Consider the following 16,920-nt stretch of genomic DNA (forward strand, 5'->3'; position numbering starts at 1 on the left):
ATCGACCGGGGCCGGTTTCCAGGCAGGACCGCGCTCAGTTGGCGCGGCCGTACTGGTCTTCGAAGCGAACGATGTCGTCTTCGCCAAGATAGCTGCCCGACTGCACTTCGATCAGCTCCAGCGGCAGCTTGCCTGGGTTTTTCAGGCGATGGGTAACGCCCAGCGGAATGTAGGTGCTCTGGTTCTCCGTCAACAGGATCACATCGTCGCCGCGGGTGACTTCGGCGGTGCCGCTCACCACGATCCAGTGTTCGGCGCGATGATGGTGCATCTGCAGGCTCAGCGTCGCGCCGGGCTTGACGGTGATGCGCTTGACCTGGAAGCGGGCACCGTTGTCGATCGAATCGTACGCGCCCCAGGGACGGTAGACCTTGCGGTGCGCAGCTGCTTCGCTGCGGCCGTCGCGCTTGATCTGGCCAACGATCGCCTTGACGTCCTGCACGCGGTCCTTGTGGCCGACGAACACGGCATCGTCCGTTTCCACTACAACCACGTCCTCCAGGCCGACCATTGCGATCAGGCGGTTGCCATAGGCATAGCTGTTGCGGCAATCCAGGGCGATGACGTCGCCGTGGCAGGCATTGCCATCGGCATCCTTGTCGGACACGTCCCACAGCGCGGACCACGAGCCGACGTCGTTCCAGCCGGCATCCAGGGCGACCACGGCGGCATCGCCGGTCTTTTCCATCACCGCGTAGTCGATCGAATCGCTTGGGCTGGCGGCGAACGCGTCGGCGTCCAGGCGCACGAAGTCGCTGTCGCTGGCTGCCTTGGCCAGGGCCTCGCGGCATGCGGCCAGGATCGCCGGCTGCAGCTTCTCCAGCTCCTGCAGGTAGCGTGACGCCTTGAACAGGAACATGCCGCTGTTCCAGAAATACTCGCCCGAGGCCACGTAACCTTCGGCGGTGGCCAGGTCCGGCTTCTCCACGAAACGTTCGACACCACGCGCGCCTTCGCCGGCGGCGGCCTTGATATAGCCATAGCCGGTTTCCGGCGCCGTCGGCACGATGCCGAAGGTGACCAGCTTGCCGGCGTCGGCAGCCACCGCGGCCTGGGCCACAGCGGCATGGAAGGCTTTCTCGTTGCGGACCACGTGGTCCGAGGGCAGGACCAGCAGCAAAGCGTCATCGTTGCCAGCCAGGACCTGCAGGGCGGCGATGGCGATGGCCGGCGCGGTGTTGCGGCCAACCGGCTCCAGGATCAGCGCCTGCGGCTGGACATTGCATTCGCGCAGCTGTTCGGCCGCCATGAAGCGGTGTTCCTGGTTGGCAACCACGATCGGCGCTTTGCCCGCAATCGCGGCGACGCGCTTCCAGGTCGCCTGCAGCATGGTGTCGTCGCCGACCAGCGGCAGGAACTGCTTGGGATAGGCTTCGCGCGACAGCGGCCACAGCCGCGTGCCGGAACCACCGGAGAGAATGACGGGGACGATGGGGAGCATGGAGTCCTTCCTTACTTAATGATGAGCCGGGCTGCCGCCGATCAGGGCGGTAAGTTCCTGGGTGCGTCGCGCCAGCAGCACGGCGTCGCCTCGGGTTTCAATGTTCAGGCGCAGCAGTGGTTCGGTGTTCGAGCTGCGCAGATTGAAGCGCCAGTCGGCGAACTCGGCGCTGACGCCGTCGGTATGATCCAGCAGCGGTGCGTCGGCCTGGTAATGGGCCAGGACGTGGGCCACCGTCGCCTTGGCGTCTTCCACGCGGAAGTTGATCTCGCCACTGCAGGGGAAGGCCTTCACCCGGTCCGCGACCAGTTCGCCCAGCGGAGTACCGGTCTGCGAGACCAGTGCGGCAATCAGCAACCAGGGAATCATGCCGGAGTCGCAGTAGGCGAAATCGCGGAAATAGTGGTGCGCACTCATCTCGCCGCCGTAGATCGCATCTTCGGCGCGCATGCGTTCCTTGATGAAGGCATGGCCGGTCTTGCTCATGATCGGCACGCCACCGGCCTGCTGTACCTGCTCGATGGTGTTCCAGGTCAGGCGCGGGTCATGGATGATCTTGCCGCCCGGCTGGCGCGCGAGCAGCGCGGTGGCCAGCAGGCCGACCAGGTAGTAGCCCTCGATGAAGTTGCCATCGGCGTCGAAGAAGAAGCAGCGGTCGAAGTCGCCATCCCAGGCGATGCCGAAGTCGGCACCGTGTTCGCGCACCGCGTCGCGGGTGGCCGCGCGGTTTTCCGGCAGCAGCGGGTTGGGAATGCCGTTGGGGAAGCTGCCGTCGGCCTCATGCTGGATGCGGATGAATTCGAAGGGCAGGTGCGGGGCCAGTGCGTCGATTACCAGGCCGGCACCACCGTTGCCAGCGTTGGTGACGATCTTCAGCGGCTTCAGGCTGGCGACGTCGATGTAGCCGAGCAGGTGCTGGATGTAGGCCGATTTGTCGGCGTCCTGGCTGACCGTGCCGTGGCCGTTGCCCAGCGGTGCGTCGGAGGCCGCGAAGTCGCGGATGTCGAACAGGCCGGTATCGCCGCTGATCGGCTTGGACTGTTCGCGTACCAGCTTCATGCCGTTGTAATCCATCGGATTGTGGCTGGCAGTAACCATGATGCCGCCGGCAGCCTGGCGGTGGAACGTCTGGAAGTACACTTCCTCGGTGCCGCACAGGCCGATGTCGATGACATCGCGGCCACTTGCGGTGAGGCCTTCGATCGCGGCCTGCAGCAGCTCCGGGCTGCTCAGGCGGATGTCATGGCCGACGATGACCGGTCCTGGCCCCAGCAATGCCGCCGTGCCTGCGCCGATGCGCTTGGCCAGGTTGGCGTCGAGTTCATCCGGAACCCGGCCACGGATGTCATAGGCCTTGAAACACGGGAGCGTCATCAATGCGGTCCTTACTGGGGTGACCGCCGATTATAGCGACAGGCTCCGTCGGGGCGGGTAATCCTGTCCAGCATCCGTGCCGGCCAAAACAATCGGAAAGGACCGCATAACCCGTTGATTATGCGGTCCCTTGCTTCTGCCGGGCTCAGCCCAGCGCCGCTTCCAGCTCTGGCAGGATCGTGAACAGGTCCCCCACCAGGCCGATGTCGGCGATCTCGAAGATCGGCGCGTCACCGTCCTTGTTGATCGCCACGATGGTGCCGGCGTCCTTGATGCCGGTCAGGTGCTGGATGGCACCGCTGATGCCGACGGCCACGTACAGCTCCGGCGCGATGATCTTGCCGGTCTGGCCGACCTGCAGGTCGCTGGGCACATAGCCGGCATCGACCGCGGCGCGCGAAGCACCGACGGCGGCGCCGAGCCTGTCGGCCAACTGGAAGATGACTTTGAAGTTCTCTTCCGAGCCGACGCCACGGCCACCGGAGACCACGCGCTTGGCGCTCTGCAGGTCCGGGCGGTCGCTGGCACCGGCGGCCAGGCCGACGAAGCGGGTGTGGGCCGGCAGCGGGGCGTCGACGCTGGCCGCTTCGATGGCGGCACTGCCACCCTGGGCGGCTTCCGGCCACGACGCGGCACGCACGGTGGCGACCACGACCTGGTCGGCCGGGGCTTCGACGGTGATGATTGCGTTGCCGGCGTAGATCGGGCGCTTGAAGGTGTGGCTGCCTTCGACGCTCATCAGGTCGGAGACCTGGTTGACGCCAAGCAGGGCGGCCACGCAGGGCATCAGGTCCTTGCCGAAGGTGGTCGACGGGCCGAACACGTGGGTGTAGCCCTTGGCCAGCTGTGCGATCTGCGGCGCCAGCACCTGGGCGATGGCTTGTGCATTGGCGGCGTTGGCCACGGTCAGGACCTTGGCGACGCCGGCGATCTTCGCCGCTTCCGCAGCGACGGCGGCCGGATCGGCGGCCAGCACCAGCACGTCGATGCTGGCACCGCTGATGGCGGCGGCGGCGCTGACGGTCTTGGCGGTGGCGGCGTTGAGCTTGCCGTCGTGGTGCTCGGCGATGACGAGAATCTTGCTCATTACAGCAGCCCCTTCTGCTTGAGTGCGGCAACCAGTTCGGCCGCGTCCTTGACCATCACACCCTTGCTGCGCTTGGATGGCGCGGCGTACTGGGTGGTCTTGAAGGTATCGGCGGCTTCAACGCCGAGGTCGGCCAGCTGCAGGCTCTCCAGCGGCTTGGCCTTGGCCTTCATGATGTCCGGCAGCTTGATGAAGCGCGGCTCGTTCAGGCGCAGGTCGGTGGTGACCACCGCCGGCAGGTCCACTTCGAGGGTTTCCAGGCCGGCATCGACCTCGCGGGTGACCGTGGCCTTGCCGTCGGCGATGTCCAGCTTGCTGGCGAAGGTCGCCTGCGGACGGCCCCAGAGCGTGGCCAGCATCTGGCCGGTCTGGTTGGCGTCGTCGTCGATCGCCTGCTTGCCCAGGATCACCAGGTCCGGCTGTTCCTTCTCGATCAGCTTGAGCAGGGTGCGGGCGGCGGTCAGCGGCTGGATGGCCTGGTCGGTGACGACGTGAATGGCGCGATTCGCGCCCATGGCCAGGCCATTGCGCAGGTGCGCCTGGGCGTCGGCCGGTGCGATGGTCGCAACCACGACTTCGCTGGCGATGCCCTTGTCGCGCAGGCGCAGGGCTTCTTCCAACGCGATTTCATCGAAGGGGTTGGGGGACAGCTTGACGCCGTCGGTGACCACGCCGGAACCGTCCGGCTTGACCTGAATGCGGACGTTGTAGTCCACCACGCGCTTGTACGCGACGAGGATTTTCATCTGGTACGGGGTCCTTGTAGTGCCGGCCGCTGGCCGGCTCACATTTGCTGGGGGAACATCCGGTCCTGCAACAGCAACCGGTTCGGGGGTGGGACCCCGATTCTAGCGGGTGGCGGGGCACCATGCGAATGCGTATGGTTTTGTTGCAATGCGGCATTCCGGGCGGTGTCCACCTGTTCCGTTCATGGCCGACAGGCAGTCGTGAAGGAGCCGCCGATGTATCCTCTCCCGCTGCCGGAAGGCTCCAGGGCCGAGGTGAAATCTGAACAGGAGAACGGGTAGTGCCCACATGGCTTGTCACCGGCGGCGCCGGATTCATCGGCGGCAACTTCGTGCTGGAAGCGGTCGCACGTGGCATCAAGGTGATCAATCTTGACGCCCTCACCTATGCCGGCAACCTGAGGACCCTGTCCAGCCTGGACAGCGACGCCAACCACGTCTTCGTGCAGGGTGATATCGGTGATCGCGACCTGGTTGCCCGCCTGCTGGCCGAGCACCGGCCCGACGCGGTGCTCAACTTCGCTGCGGAAAGCCACGTGGATCGTTCCATCGACGGTCCCGGCGCGTTCATCCAGACCAACGTGGTGGGCACCCTGGGCCTGCTGGAGGCTGTGCGTGACTACTGGAAGGGACTGCCGGCCGACGAGGCCGCTGCATTCCGCTTCCTGCACGTGTCCACCGACGAGGTGTATGGCACGCTGGGCGAGACTGGCAAGTTCAGTGAAACCACCCCGTATGCGCCCAATTCGCCGTACTCGGCGTCCAAGGCCGCGTCGGATCACCTGGTGCGTGCGTTCCACCACACCTACGGGCTGCCGGTGCTGACCACCAACTGCTCCAACAACTACGGCCCCTACCATTTCCCGGAAAAGCTCATTCCGCTGGTGATCGCCAAGGCGCTGGCCGGCGAACCGCTTCCGGTGTACGGCGATGGCAGGCAGGTGCGTGACTGGCTGTTCGTCACCGATCATTGCGAAGCGATCCGCACGGTGCTGGCCAAGGGGCAGGTCGGCGAGACCTACAACGTCGGTGGCAATTCGGAGAAGCAGAACATCGAAGTGGTGCAGGCGATCTGCGCGCTGCTCGATGCACGCCGCCCGCGCGACGATGGCCAGCCGCGCAGCAGCCAGATCACCTACGTGGCCGACCGTCCGGGGCACGACCGCCGCTATGCGATCGACGCCTCCAAGCTGAAGAACGACCTCGGCTGGGAGCCGGCCTACACCTTCGAGCAGGGCATCACCTTCACTGTTGACTGGTACCTGGACAACCAGGAGTGGGTGAACGGCGTGCTGGATGGCAGCTACCGCCTGCAGCGCATTGGCACCTCTGCCTGAACCGACGGCATTGAACAGGAAACCTGCATGACGCAACGCAAAGGCATCATCCTGGCCGGTGGGTCCGGCACCCGGCTGTATCCGATCACCAAGGGTGTCAGCAAGCAGCTGTTGCCGGTGTACGACAAGCCGATGATCTACTACCCGCTCAGCGTGCTGATGCTGGCGGGCATCCGTGAAGTACTGATCATCAACACGCCGCATGAGCAGGCGCTGTTCCAGCAGTTGCTGGGCGACGGTTCGCAGTGGGGCATGGACATCCAGTACGCAGTGCAGCCCAGCCCTGATGGGCTGGCACAGGCCTATCTGATTGGCCGCGATTTCGTGGCCGGCAAGCCGAGCTGCCTGGTGCTGGGCGACAACATCTTCCATGGCCACGGTCTACGTGAACTGCTCAAGCGCGCCGACGAGCGCGTGGACGGTTCGACCGTGTTCGGTTACTGGGTGAATGACCCCGAGCGCTACGGCGTGGCCGAGTTCGACAGGGGCGGCAAGGTAGTCGATCTGGTGGAGAAGCCAGCAAACCCGCGTTCCAACTATGCGGTTACCGGCCTCTACTTCTACGACGGCAACGCCAGTGACTATGCCGCCGAGCTCCGGCCTTCGTCGCGTGGCGAGCTGGAAATCACCGATCTCAACAAGCGCTACCTGGCCGACGGCACGCTTCATCTGGAAGCACTGGGCCGCGGTTATGCCTGGCTCGATACCGGCACCCACCAGTCGCTGCTGGAAGCCTCCAACTTCATCGAGACCATCCAGACCCGCCAGGGCCTGCAGGTATGCTGCCCGGAGGAAGTGGCGTTCGGGCAGGGCTGGATCTCGGCCGAACAGCTGCAGGCGCTGGCGGCCCCGTTGATCAAGAATGGCTACGGCCAGTACCTGAACAAGCTGGCATTGCGTGGGGTGGTTCCGTGAAAGTGATTCAGACCCGCCTGCCGGGATGCGTGGTGCTTGAGCCGATGGTGTTCGGTGATTCGCGCGGTTTTTTCTTCGAAGGCTGGAACGCATCGCGATTCGGTGCGCTTGGGTTGCCCGACCGGTTCGTGCAGAGCAATGTTTCGTCCTCGAGCAAGGGCGTGCTGCGTGGCCTGCACTACCAGTGGCCGCGCCCGCAGGGCAAGCTGGTCAGCGTGCTGGAAGGTGAGGTCTACGATGTAGCCGTGGACATCCGACGCGGGTCACCGACGTTTGGATGCTGGGAGGCAGTGATCCTGAGTGCCGGCAACAAGCGCCAGTTCTGGATTCCGGAAGGTTTCGCCCACGGTTTCGCGGTGCTGTCCGAGACTGCGCTGTTCCACTATCTCTGTACCGACGTGTACGTGAAGGAAGCCGATGCTGCTGTGCGCTGGGACGACGCCGATATCGCGGTGGACTGGCCGATCAGCGATCCGATCCTGTCGGCCAAGGATGAGGATGCGCCGTTCCTGAAGGATATTGCCGAAGACCGATTGCCGGCCTATACGCCATGAAGCTGCTGGTGTTCGGCGGCAACGGCCAGGTGGGCCAGGAACTGCTGCGCGCATTGGCGCCGCAGGGTACGGTGATTGCAACCACGCGCAGCGGCACGCTGCCCGACGGCCGTTCCTGCGAGAGGGCTGACTTCAGCGAGCCAGACAGTCTGTTGGCATTGCTGGATCGGCTGCAGCCATCGATCGTGGTCAATGCGGCGGCCTATACGGCAGTGGACCGCGCCGAACAGGACGCAGGCGCGGCCTTTGCGGCCAATGCGCTGGCACCGGGCGTGATCGCGCGCTGGTGTGCGCTGCGGGGTGTGCCGTTCGTGCACTACTCCACCGACTACGTATTCGATGGACGCGGCACACGGCCGTACCGCGAGGACGAGCCTACTGCACCGCTGGGCGTGTATGGCACCAGCAAGCGCGATGGCGAGGATGCGGTGCGTGCAGCGGGCGGGCGCCACCTGATCTTCCGCACGGCGTGGGTGTATGCCGCGCACGGTGCGAACTTCCTGCGCACCATGCTGCGGGTGGGCGCCGAGCGCGACCGGCTGCGGGTGGTGGCCGATCAGATCGGCACGCCGACGCCGGCGGCACTGATCGCCGATGTCACTGCGCTGGCATTGCAGCACCCGGGCCCGTTGTCCGGCACCTGGCACCTGACCGCCACGGGCCAGACCAGCTGGCATGGATTCGCCGAGGCGATCTTCGCCGAGGCGCTGGCGAAGGGGCTGCTGGACCGTGCGCCGGTGGTGGAGGCCATTCCGAGTTCGGACTATCCGACCCCGGCGCAGCGTCCGGCATGGTCGGTGCTGGACAACCGCCGGATCCAGCAGGATTTCGCTATCGAGCTGCCCAGTTGGCAGGCCGGTCTGGCGCGGGTGATCGACGAGATCGCGTTGCTTCGCAACTGAGGCGGGAAGCCGCAATGGGGCGCATGCGCGGACGCAGTCCGCAGCCCGCGCTCTCTTTGACAGCTCCCGGAAATAGCCCCACCATCGCGCGGCATGGTCATCGCCGACGAGAAGGATTTCATGAGCAGAGTGCCCGCAGGGCCCGCGGTACGAAGCGGATTGCCTCCATTTGCCGTGGTCGCAGGCGTCGCGCTGGTCGCATTGCTGGTGCGGCTTCTCTACGTCCAGTTCTTCAGTACGCCGATGCCCTTCTGGGACCAGTGGGACGGCGAGGGCGCGACCGCGCTGCAACCCTGGCTGCATGGAACCCTGCAATGGAGCACATTGCTGGAACCGCACAATGAACACCGCATCTTCCCGACCCGCCTGGTTGCGTTGCTGTCGTTCTTCCTGACCGGACAGTGGAACAACGTCTACGAAGCCCGCATCAGCGCCGTGGTGGCCTGCTTCATCCCGGCGACGCTGGTCTGGCACGCGCTGCGTGACAGTGGCGTCGTGGGTGGGCGCAGGTTGCTGGTTGCATTCGCACTGCTGATGTCGATCCTGCCGTTCTCCTGGGAGAACCTCCTGGTGGGCTTCCAGAGCCAGTTCTACTTCCTGGTCCTGTCCAGCATCGTGGCTGTCGGCCTGGTGGCGCGCCATCACCAGAGCATCCCCGCGTTGTTGGCGGCGATGGCGCTGAGTGTGCTGGCGGCGGTCACCATGGCCTCGGGCATGCTGACTGCTGTCGCGGTGGGCGCCACCTGCGTGATCGCCTGCCTCTGCCTGCCCGGCAAGCGTGCGCCGGCGTTGTGCGCCACAGCGGTGCTGGCGGTGTTGGCGGTGATCGCCTATCGGGCGATTCCGGTCATCGATGCCAACGGAATGCTGCGCGCGCAGTCGCTTGGAGAGCTGTTCCTTGCGACCACCCGCGTGCTGTCGTGGCCGGGGCGCTCGAACGGCTGGGTGGCCATCGTATGGCTGCCGGGTGTGGTGATGATCACGCGCATGCTGCTACGCCGGCAGGCCACCCGGACCGATGTGGCGATGGCCGGATTCTGTGCCTGGACCGTGCTGCAGGCCTTGGCGATTGCCTATGGTCGCGGGCATGAAATGGGTTCCCCGGCGCCGCGCTACACCGATCTCTTCGTACCCGGCGTATTCGGCAACGCGTGGTTCGCGTTGCAGCTCTGGGGCCTGCTGCCGCGCTCGGGCCTGCGCAGCGCCGCGCGTGCCGCGGTGGTCATGTTCGCGCTGGTGGTTGTGGGCGCTCCGCTCAGCCAGGTGGGCAAGGACTTCCGCAGGATCCGGGCGTTTGCCGCGGAGAGCCGCGTGCAGCAGGACAATGCCACGCGCTATCTGGTCACGGGTGATCCGGCCGCGCTGCAGGTGGGCGAACGCGAACTGCCTTACCCGGATGCTGCCAAGCTGAAAGCACAACTGGATGACCCCAGGCTGCGCCGGATCCTGCCAGTCAAACTGGAAGCGAGTGCATCCGAAGGGCGCTGAGCGCATCCGCAGATGAAGGCAGGTGGGCCCCGTTGACCGGAATCGGGCTCACCGTGAGGGTCACCGGAACGACAGGTGCTTGTGGCCGAAGTAGCTGGAGATCACCGGCACGGCCACGCCGACCACGTGGGCGATCTCCAGGCGCAGCATGTCTACGCCCAGCCACGGCAGCAGGTGGTAGGCCAGAACGGTGGAAACCAGCCAGGTCTGGGCTACCGCGAACAGATTGACCAGCACGAAGTAGAACGCCGAGTGGTGCAGCGGCCGGGTGCTGCCGGAGAACACGAACCAGCGCGTCAATACGAACGCGGTAACCATGCCGGTGAGGTAGGCGGCGATGATCGCGGGAGTGAATGGCATCCAATGGCTGTACAGCATCCGCGACAGGATGTTGGCGAGCGCGGCGATGCCGCCGGCCACGAGGAACAGCAGGAACGGGCGCGACAGGGTCACGCAATCGCCTCGCGGGCCATGGCGCGGCCGAAGCCGATGCTCTCGGAGATGCCACGGTCCTCAGGATAATAGTGCGATGTATCGGCCACCCACAGGCCTTCCACGGGCAACCTGCGCGGCGGAAGCCGGTCGAGGAAGCCTGGTTCGCAGATGGGCTGCGCATGTCGGTAGCGGCTGACCCGTACTTCGATGAAATCGTCTGCATGCAGCTGCGGATTGATCATGCCCAGGTAGCGCCGCACCTTGTCGGCGAACACCTCGTCGCTGTCGCCATAGCGCTCGTGCTCGCCGGGCATGTAGAACGGCACGTAGACGATATGTGCATCCATCGGGCGCAGGTTGGTGTATTCGACGATGCCGGGGATGTCCATGTCCGGATCGTTGGTGTTGACCCAGAAATTGGCCGAGACCGGCTTGCGCAGCTTGGCGATGACACAGACCACGGCGATGTTGTTCAACGTGCGGAACTTCGCCAGGATCGCTTCGGGCAGGTCCGGGGCCAGGCGTGGTACGAACGGCAGCGGCACCGTGGAGATGACCTTGTCGAAGGCCAGGTGCTCGCCGCCGACCTGGACGCCATGTACGCGGCCCGCCTCGATCACGATGCGCTGCACCGGGCTGGACAGTCGCACTTCGCCGCCATGGCGCTGGATGTCCGCATGCAGGGCATCGAGCAGGGTGGACGAGCCGCCCTCCAGATAGCCCAGCTTCTCGCGCATCAGGCTGTAACGCGAGCGACCGATGCGCCGGATCCGGCTCCAGATCCAGGCCGCCGACAGGTTGCCGGCGTAGTTGTAGAACTTGTAGTCGAACAGCCTGCGCCACAGCGTCTCATAGGCTTCGGCCCCGACCCAGCGGCGGATCCAGGAGGAGGCTTCGACATGATCCAGCGGGTGCCAGTCGTTGCGACGGGTGCACAGGAAGGCATGCAGCCCGTAGCGGATCTTGGCCATCAGCCCAAGGCCCCTGAAGCGCAGCAGGGCGATCGGATTGCCCCATGGCTGCAGGCGCTTGCCGAACCAGTAGCCCATGCGGGTTTCGGTCCAGCGCATGCGATCACCCAGGCCCAGCTCCTCGAGCACCGCCAGGAAATCGTGGTCGGAGGTGCAGTGGAAGTGGTAGTAGCGCTCGATCTGCATGCCGCCGAAATCGAAACAGGCGGTCATCCCGCCCACGCGGTCGTCGGCCTCGAACACCACGGGCTGGTGGCCATCGCGGGCCAGCTGGTATGCCACGGCCAGGCCCATCGGACCGGCACCAAGAACGGCGATGCGTTCGCTCATGATCAGAACTCCAGGGCGATGTCGCCGTACTCGGGATCGTTGAAGGTGGCGTCGATCGCCTGGGCAAAGGGCGTTGGCTGCACGCCGAAGATGGATGGCCAGTCGATGACCTCGAACTCATCGTGGGCCACCAGCGCCTGCAACTGTGCGGCGGTGAACGGCGGATCGCGGTCGAACAGTGCCCAGGTCCTCAGCAGCAGGTGGAACAGGGTGTAGGGAATATGCAGCACCATTGCGCGTGCACCCGTGCTGCGCTTGATCTGGCGGATGATGTCGACGTAGTCGACCTTTTCAAGGCCGGTGATGTTGTAGCGCTGGCCGCTGATGCGTGAGCGCAGGCAGCTGGCAATGATGGTGGCGAAGTCGCCGGCATACAGCGGCTGGCGCATGTAGCGGCCATGGCCCGGAATCGGAAAAACGGGAACTCTGCGCATGAAGCGCGACAGCCAGCCCAGGTGCTTGCGGTCGAACCAGCCGAACATCAGGGTAGGGCGCAGGATGACGGACGCAATGTTGCGGGCGGCCACACGCTGTTCCTGTTCGCGCTTGGTACGGGTGTAGTCATCGTCGGCCACCGAGCAGACCACCGAGGAACTGACGTGCACGGTATAGGGCACGGCGTGGCGCTCGATCGCATCGAGGACATGGTCGGTGGCGGTGATGTTGTTGCGCACGAACGGCAGGGGATCGGTGCCGCCGATCTGTGCCTGCAGCATCACCACGGCGTCGGCCGCAGCGAAATGGCGTTCCCACGGGCCGGGTTCGGCCAGGTCGGCCAGCTCAGTGATCACGTCCGGATGCATGCCCGCCAGCACCTCGAGATTGGCGGCATGCTTGTCGATCACCACCAGCTGCCGATAGCCCAGGCGCTTGAGGATGGCCACCAGGTTCTGGCCGACCAGGCCGGCGCCGCCGGGAATGATGATCTTCTGCTCCAGCACGGAGCTCGATGCGGCGCTCACAGCGTGATCCTGTTGAAGGCGGCCTGCGGCAGGGTGCGGATCACCCCCATGATCAACCGCCAGAAGCCCGGCGCGTACAGCACCGGGGTGCCACGGCCGATGCCGGCGATGATGCGTCGCGCGATCTGGTCCGGTGTAGCCCACAAGGGGCCCTTGCGCAGGTGGGCCGTCATCGGCGTATCGACGAAGCCGGGGCGGATGTCCACCACTGCCACGCCCCGCTTGGCCAGGCGTTGGCGCAGGCCGCTGAGGAAGGTGCTGACCGCCGCCTTGGCAGCGCCATAGACGTAGTTGCTCTGTCGGCCACGGTCCCCGGCGACCGAAGTGATCACCGCCAGTGTGCCGCTGCCGGCATCGGCCAGCCGGTTGGCCAGTGGTCCCAGCAGGGCCAGCGTGGAGGTGCCGTTGGTGGCGAATTCGGCCATGCAGGCCTGCACCGAGGCCTCGCAGGCGGCCTGGTCGGGCAGCGTGCCGTGTGCGATCAGTACCACGTCGACCTTGCCCAGTGCCTGCCATGCCTGCGCGAGCAGGTCGGCATGAGCCGGCAGGTCGTTGATGTCCATGGCGTGGGTGTGCGTGGCGCGCGCACCGCGGATGCGCAGGTCGTCGCCAATGGCAGCCAGTCGATCCGCGCGGCGACCGACAAGGAACAGCGATGCACCACGCGCGGCATAGCGCCGGGCAACGGCTTCGGCGATGGCGGACGTGGCGCCGATGATGAGGACACTCTGCATGCTTACTCCGTCACCCGGCGCCAGAAACCGGATGAGAAACGTGGATCGATGAAACGACTGAAGTCCTGCCAGCGGGGGTAGGACTGTTGGAATGACGTGGCCGTCATCCGCGCATCCTTCGCCGGGTACTGCGCACCGCCTGCGGCATCGACGATCTGGTCCAGGCGCCGCAGCAGGGCCAGCAGGGACTCGCCGGTGTTTGGGAAGTCCAGGGCCAGCGTGGTGCCCGGGCGTGGAAAGGACAGCATGCCGGGCGATGGCCGCGTGCCGAACTGCTTGAGCACCGCCAGGAACGAACCCTGGCCACTGCGGGCGATTTCCTGCAGCAAGGCGGGGATGCCGTCGGCGGCCGCCTGCGGTGGCAGCACGCACTGGTATTGCAGGAATCCAGCCGGACCATACATCCGGTTCCACTGGTCGATGCCATCGAGTGGGTAGAAGAAGGGCAGCAGGTGCGACGCATGGCGCCGGCGCAGTGGCAGCTGGCGCCAGTAATAGAGCACGTTGAACGGGCGCAGGGTGAGCCGGTTGACCAGCGAAACCGGTGGCGTCAGCGGCATCGCCCACTGCCTGCGGGGTGCAGCAGGACGTTCGTCGAGCGGTTGTGCGGCATGGTTGGCGCGGGTGAAATGGCCGCGGCCGAGGGAACGGCCACGCGCCAGGCAGTCGATCCACGCCACGCTGTACTCGTGGCTTTCGCAGCTCTCCCTGGACAACGCGAAGAAGTCGGCGAGGTTGCAGAAGCGGATGTTCTCCACTTCCAGGCTGCTGCCTGGCACCCGGCGCAGCTGCAGCTCGGCGCGGGTGACCAGGCCGGTCAGGCCCAGCCCGCCCACCGTGGCCCCGAACCAGCCATCCGCATCGCCGGGACGGCACAGCCGGCGTTCGCCATCGCTGCGCAGCAGCTCGAAAGAGCGCACATGGTGGCCAAAGCTTCCCGCCACATGATGGTTCTTGCCATGGACGTCATTGCCGATGGCGCCCCCCACCGTGACGTGGCGGGTACCCGGTGTCACCGGCAGGAACCAGCCCTGCGGCAGTGCCAGGGCAATGATCTCGTCCAGGGTCACGCCGGCTTCGCAGTGCAGCCGGCCGCTGGCTGGATCGAAGGCGATGAAGCGGTCCAGGCCACGACAGTCGAGCAGGGTCGCACCCGGGTTCTGGCAGCTGTCGCCATAGCTGCGGCCATTGCCGTACGGCAGCGCGCTGCCTTCGAAGTCCGGTAGTCCAGCTTGGCGGTCATGCACCCTCGCCAGCGCTTGCGGCGAACGCGGATACCTTCCCCAGGAATACGCGCGCGCGCGCATCAGATCGCCACCAGCGCAAACCCGACGCACAGCGCGGCCACGATCTGGCTGACCCGATCGGTGGCTGCGAATACGATGGGGTCATCATGCATCTTGCCGCGATGGGCGATCACCCAGGTACGGCTGACCCAGTACAGCAGGATCGGGCAGATGAACCACAGCAGCTTCGGGTTGCGGTACAGCTCCACGCTGTCGGGGCTGTTGATGTACAACGCCATCACCAGCACCGCGCAGTAGCCCGCCGCGGCACCGAGTGACTGCAGCAGCGGCAGGTCCTCCACGTCATAGCCGCGGCCGTCGGCACGGGTGTTGCCCCGGGCCAGCACCGAGTGCAGTTCCGTGTAGCGCTTGAGCAGGGCCAGCGAGAGGAAGATGAACATGCTGAAGGCCAGCAGCCAGAACGAAAGCTCCGCGCCGATGGCAACCGTGCCGCCGATGATGCGCAGGGTGTAAAGGCCTGCCAACAGCACCACATCGAGCATGACCACGCGCTTCAGGCGCAGCGAGTAGCCCAGGGTGAGTGCGTAGTATCCCAGCAGCACGGTGGCAAATGACGGGCTGCAGGCCAGGCCGATGGCCAGGCCGCACAGTGTCAGCAGGGGGCCGGCAAACAAGCCGTGCAGCAGCGGCAGCCGGCCAGCGGCAAAGGGGCGAAGGCGCTTGCGCGGGTGGCGGCGGTCCGCACCGAGGTCGAGCAGGTCGTTGAGTACATAGACGCCGGAGGCACACAGGCTGAAGGCGGCAAAGGCCAGCAGGGCGTCGGCGACCGCCGTTGCTTCAAGGAAACGATGGGCGGTCAGCAGCGGTACGAACACCAGCAGGTTCTTCAACCATTGATGCGGGCGCAGTGCCTTCACCCATGCCTGCAGCCGGGAGGGACCCGGCCAATGCCCCAGCACCTGGGTGTGTCGGGCGGCGGCGCTGGCGAGGGGCGGGCCGTTGTTGACCACCCAGGCGCCTGATGCGCGTGCCCAGACCGGCAGGTCGACCGTGCCGTTGCCGGCATAATCAAAGCCGCGTTCGCCAAACGCATCCACCAGGGCCTGCGCCTTGCGCGCACCGGACAGATTGCGCTGGCCATCACTGGCGATGACCTGTTCAAACAGGCCCAGATGCGCTGCGATCGGCGCGACCAGCAACTGGTCCGACGCAGTGCACAGTACCCTTGGTCGTTGCGGAGTGTCGCGCAGCAGTTCCAGCACCCTCGGGTTGTAGGGCAGGTGACGGGGATCGACAGCGGCGCGGGCAGCAATCCGGCGCTTCAGCACAGCCTTGCCCTGCAGCAGCCAGAACGGCAGCAGGATCAGGTACAGCGGATTGCGTGCAAGCAGCACCAGCAGTGATTCATACAGGATGTCCGAGTCCAGCAGCGTGCCATCCAGATCCACGCACAGGGCGCGGCCATGGGCTGCGGGGGAGGTGGCTGGCGTCGCTGGAGGCATCGTCTGCGGGCGGATGCGGCGGATCGTGCATTGTATCCGCGTTGGAGCGCGGGCCCGAAAAACCTCGTCGCGGCCCGGGGCCGACCTACCGGCACCGTTTGCTGCGGCGCAAACCCGTCGGTTGCAGGGCTGCGGCTAGAATGCGTATATCCATCCGCAGGGTATTACAGCAATGCAGCAATCGACTTCCGGCGGCAAGCGCTTCGCCAGTGCGTCCCAGGCCCTGCAGGGGGTGGTCGCCGATGGCCAGACCCTGGCCGTGGGCGGCTTTGGCCTGTGTGGCATTCCCGAGGCGCTGATCGCCGCCCTGCGTGACAGCGGCGCCAAGGGCCTGACCGTGATTTCCAACAATGCCGGCGTCGATGGTTTCGGCCTCGGCCAGCTGCTGGAAACACGGCAGATCAAGAAGATGATTTCGTCCTACGTGGGCGAGAACAAGGAATTCGAGCGGCAGTTCCTGGCCGGCGAGCTGGAGCTGGAGTTCAACCCGCAGGGCACCCTGGCCGAGCGCCTGCGTGCCGGCGGTGCGGGCATCCCGGCATTCTTCACTGCCACCGGTTATGGCACGGTGGTGGCCGAAGGCAAGGAGACCCGCGAGTTCGACGGCAAGCACTACGTGATGGAGACCGCGCTGCGCGCCGACGTCGCGCTGGTCAAGGCCTGGAAGGCCGATGAGGCCGGCAACCTGGTGTTCCGCAAGACCGCGCGCAATTTCAACCCGGCCTGCGCGATGGCCGGCAAGGTCTGCATCGTGGAAGTCGAAGAGGTCGTGCCAGTCGGCAGCATCGATCCGGACCAGGTGCACCTGCCGGGCATCTACGTGCACCGCATCGTGCACAACGCGCATCCTGAAAAACGCATCGAACAGCGCACCATCCGCGCGGAGGGCAACTGA

Annotated in this window: 16 protein-coding genes; 6 read left to right on the forward strand and 10 right to left on the reverse strand. The window is 65.8% G+C overall.

What is annotated here, in order from left to right; all coding sequences use genetic code 11:
* Positions 1-34: 34 nt before the first annotated feature.
* From K5L94_RS02570 to K5L94_RS02585, 4 genes are all read right to left on the reverse strand, one after another.
* Entirely contained in the window at positions 35-1,441 is a 1,407-nt protein-coding gene (locus K5L94_RS02570; protein WP_053448720.1) for a mannose-1-phosphate guanylyltransferase/mannose-6-phosphate isomerase, read from the reverse strand.
* A gap of 15 nt (positions 1,442-1,456) precedes the next feature.
* On the reverse strand, positions 1,457-2,815 hold the full coding sequence (locus K5L94_RS02575; RefSeq protein WP_049446207.1) for a phosphohexomutase domain-containing protein: 1,359 nt from the start codon (positions 2,813-2,815) through the stop codon (positions 1,457-1,459).
* 145 nt (positions 2,816-2,960) lie between these two features.
* Positions 2,961-3,902: an electron transfer flavoprotein subunit alpha/FixB family protein gene (locus K5L94_RS02580; RefSeq protein ID WP_053448721.1), complete on the reverse strand. Its 942-nt coding sequence runs from the start codon at positions 3,900-3,902 to the stop codon at positions 2,961-2,963.
* Positions 3,902-4,648, reverse strand: a complete 747-nt coding sequence (locus tag K5L94_RS02585; protein ID WP_053448722.1) for an electron transfer flavoprotein subunit beta/FixA family protein — start codon at positions 4,646-4,648, stop codon at positions 3,902-3,904. The genes K5L94_RS02580 and K5L94_RS02585 overlap by 1 nt, the downstream gene beginning before the upstream one ends.
* Positions 4,649-4,929: 281 nt before the next feature.
* Here K5L94_RS02585 and rfbB point away from each other — a divergent pair, with 281 nt between their 5' ends.
* The 5 genes from rfbB (at position 4,930) to K5L94_RS02610 (ending at position 9,844) form a co-directional block, all read left to right on the forward strand.
* Entirely contained in the window at positions 4,930-5,985 is a 1,056-nt protein-coding gene (rfbB, locus tag K5L94_RS02590) for a dTDP-glucose 4,6-dehydratase (RefSeq protein ID WP_274511946.1), read from the forward strand.
* Between the two features lie 27 nt (positions 5,986-6,012).
* Positions 6,013-6,900, forward strand: a complete 888-nt coding sequence (gene rfbA, locus K5L94_RS02595; protein ID WP_053448724.1) for a glucose-1-phosphate thymidylyltransferase RfbA — start codon at positions 6,013-6,015, stop codon at positions 6,898-6,900.
* Positions 6,897-7,454, forward strand: a complete 558-nt coding sequence (gene rfbC, locus K5L94_RS02600; protein WP_164086976.1) for a dTDP-4-dehydrorhamnose 3,5-epimerase — start codon at positions 6,897-6,899, stop codon at positions 7,452-7,454. The genes rfbA and rfbC overlap by 4 nt, the downstream gene beginning before the upstream one ends.
* Positions 7,451-8,356 carry a dTDP-4-dehydrorhamnose reductase gene (gene rfbD, locus K5L94_RS02605; protein ID WP_274511947.1) on the forward strand — a complete coding sequence of 302 codons (906 nt, stop codon included), beginning with the start codon at positions 7,451-7,453 and terminating at the stop codon, positions 8,354-8,356. Before rfbC ends, rfbD begins: the two co-directional genes overlap by 4 nt.
* Positions 8,357-8,515: 159 nt before the next feature.
* Positions 8,516-9,844 carry a hypothetical protein gene (locus K5L94_RS02610; protein ID WP_180878784.1) on the forward strand — a complete coding sequence of 443 codons (1,329 nt, stop codon included), beginning with the start codon at positions 8,516-8,518 and terminating at the stop codon, positions 9,842-9,844.
* Positions 9,845-9,904: 60 nt separating this feature from the next.
* Here the strand turns inward: K5L94_RS02610 and K5L94_RS02615 are convergent, their stop codons facing one another.
* The 6 genes from K5L94_RS02615 to K5L94_RS02640 are packed head-to-tail and all read right to left on the reverse strand — an operon-like array spanning position 9,905 to position 15,971.
* Entirely contained in the window at positions 9,905-10,297 is a 393-nt protein-coding gene (locus K5L94_RS02615) for a GtrA family protein (RefSeq protein ID WP_053448728.1), read from the reverse strand.
* A complete protein-coding gene (locus K5L94_RS02620) occupies positions 10,294-11,580 on the reverse strand; it encodes an NAD(P)/FAD-dependent oxidoreductase (protein ID WP_274511948.1) in 1,287 nt (428 codons plus the stop codon). The genes K5L94_RS02615 and K5L94_RS02620 overlap by 4 nt, the downstream gene beginning before the upstream one ends.
* Positions 11,581-11,582: 2 nt before the next feature.
* The gene (locus K5L94_RS02625; protein WP_274511949.1) at positions 11,583-12,542 is read right to left on the reverse strand and encodes an NAD-dependent epimerase/dehydratase family protein; all 960 of its coding nucleotides are present in this window, start codon (positions 12,540-12,542) and stop codon (positions 11,583-11,585) included.
* Positions 12,539-13,276 (reverse strand): SDR family oxidoreductase, encoded by a 738-nt coding sequence (locus tag K5L94_RS02630; protein ID WP_274511950.1) that lies wholly within the window; start codon positions 13,274-13,276, stop codon positions 12,539-12,541. Before K5L94_RS02630 ends, K5L94_RS02625 begins: the two co-directional genes overlap by 4 nt.
* Before the next feature lie 2 nt (positions 13,277-13,278).
* Entirely contained in the window at positions 13,279-14,583 is a 1,305-nt protein-coding gene (locus tag K5L94_RS02635; RefSeq protein WP_053448731.1) for an FAD-binding oxidoreductase, read from the reverse strand.
* Complete coding sequence (locus K5L94_RS02640) at positions 14,583-15,971, reverse strand: UbiA family prenyltransferase (RefSeq protein ID WP_239510841.1); 1,389 nt, start codon at positions 15,969-15,971, stop codon at positions 14,583-14,585. The genes K5L94_RS02635 and K5L94_RS02640 overlap by 1 nt, the downstream gene beginning before the upstream one ends.
* 226 nt (positions 15,972-16,197) lie before the next feature.
* On the opposite strand from K5L94_RS02640, the gene K5L94_RS02645 reads away from it, so the two are divergent.
* Positions 16,198-16,920, forward strand: coding sequence for a CoA transferase subunit A (locus tag K5L94_RS02645; RefSeq protein WP_053448733.1), 723 nt, complete (start codon positions 16,198-16,200; stop codon positions 16,918-16,920).

Source organism: Stenotrophomonas forensis, from assembly GCF_028752115.1.
Classification (GTDB): Bacteria; Pseudomonadota; Gammaproteobacteria; order Xanthomonadales; family Xanthomonadaceae; genus Stenotrophomonas; species Stenotrophomonas forensis.

Excerpts from the sequence above, each read along its gene's own strand:
- K5L94_RS02575 (WP_049446207.1), bottom strand. The coding sequence starts at position 2,815 with ATGACGCTCCCGTGTTTCAAGGCCTATGACATCCGTGGCCGGGTTCCG.
- rfbD (WP_274511947.1), top strand. The coding sequence starts at position 7,451 with ATGAAGCTGCTGGTGTTCGGCGGCAACGGCCAGGTGGGCCAGGAACTG.
- K5L94_RS02585 (WP_053448722.1), bottom strand. The coding sequence starts at position 4,648 with ATGAAAATCCTCGTCGCGTACAAGCGCGTGGTGGACTACAACGTCCGC.
- K5L94_RS02620 (WP_274511948.1), bottom strand. The coding sequence starts at position 11,580 with ATGAGCGAACGCATCGCCGTTCTTGGTGCCGGTCCGATGGGCCTGGCC.
- K5L94_RS02570 (WP_053448720.1), bottom strand. The coding sequence starts at position 1,441 with ATGCTCCCCATCGTCCCCGTCATTCTCTCCGGTGGTTCCGGCACGCGG.
- K5L94_RS02630 (WP_274511950.1), bottom strand. The coding sequence starts at position 13,276 with ATGCAGAGTGTCCTCATCATCGGCGCCACGTCCGCCATCGCCGAAGCC.
- K5L94_RS02645 (WP_053448733.1), top strand. The coding sequence starts at position 16,198 with ATGCAGCAATCGACTTCCGGCGGCAAGCGCTTCGCCAGTGCGTCCCAG.
- K5L94_RS02635 (WP_053448731.1), bottom strand. The coding sequence starts at position 14,583 with ATGCGCGCGCGCGCGTATTCCTGGGGAAGGTATCCGCGTTCGCCGCAA.
- rfbA (WP_053448724.1), top strand. The coding sequence starts at position 6,013 with ATGACGCAACGCAAAGGCATCATCCTGGCCGGTGGGTCCGGCACCCGG.
- K5L94_RS02580 (WP_053448721.1), bottom strand. The coding sequence starts at position 3,902 with ATGAGCAAGATTCTCGTCATCGCCGAGCACCACGACGGCAAGCTCAAC.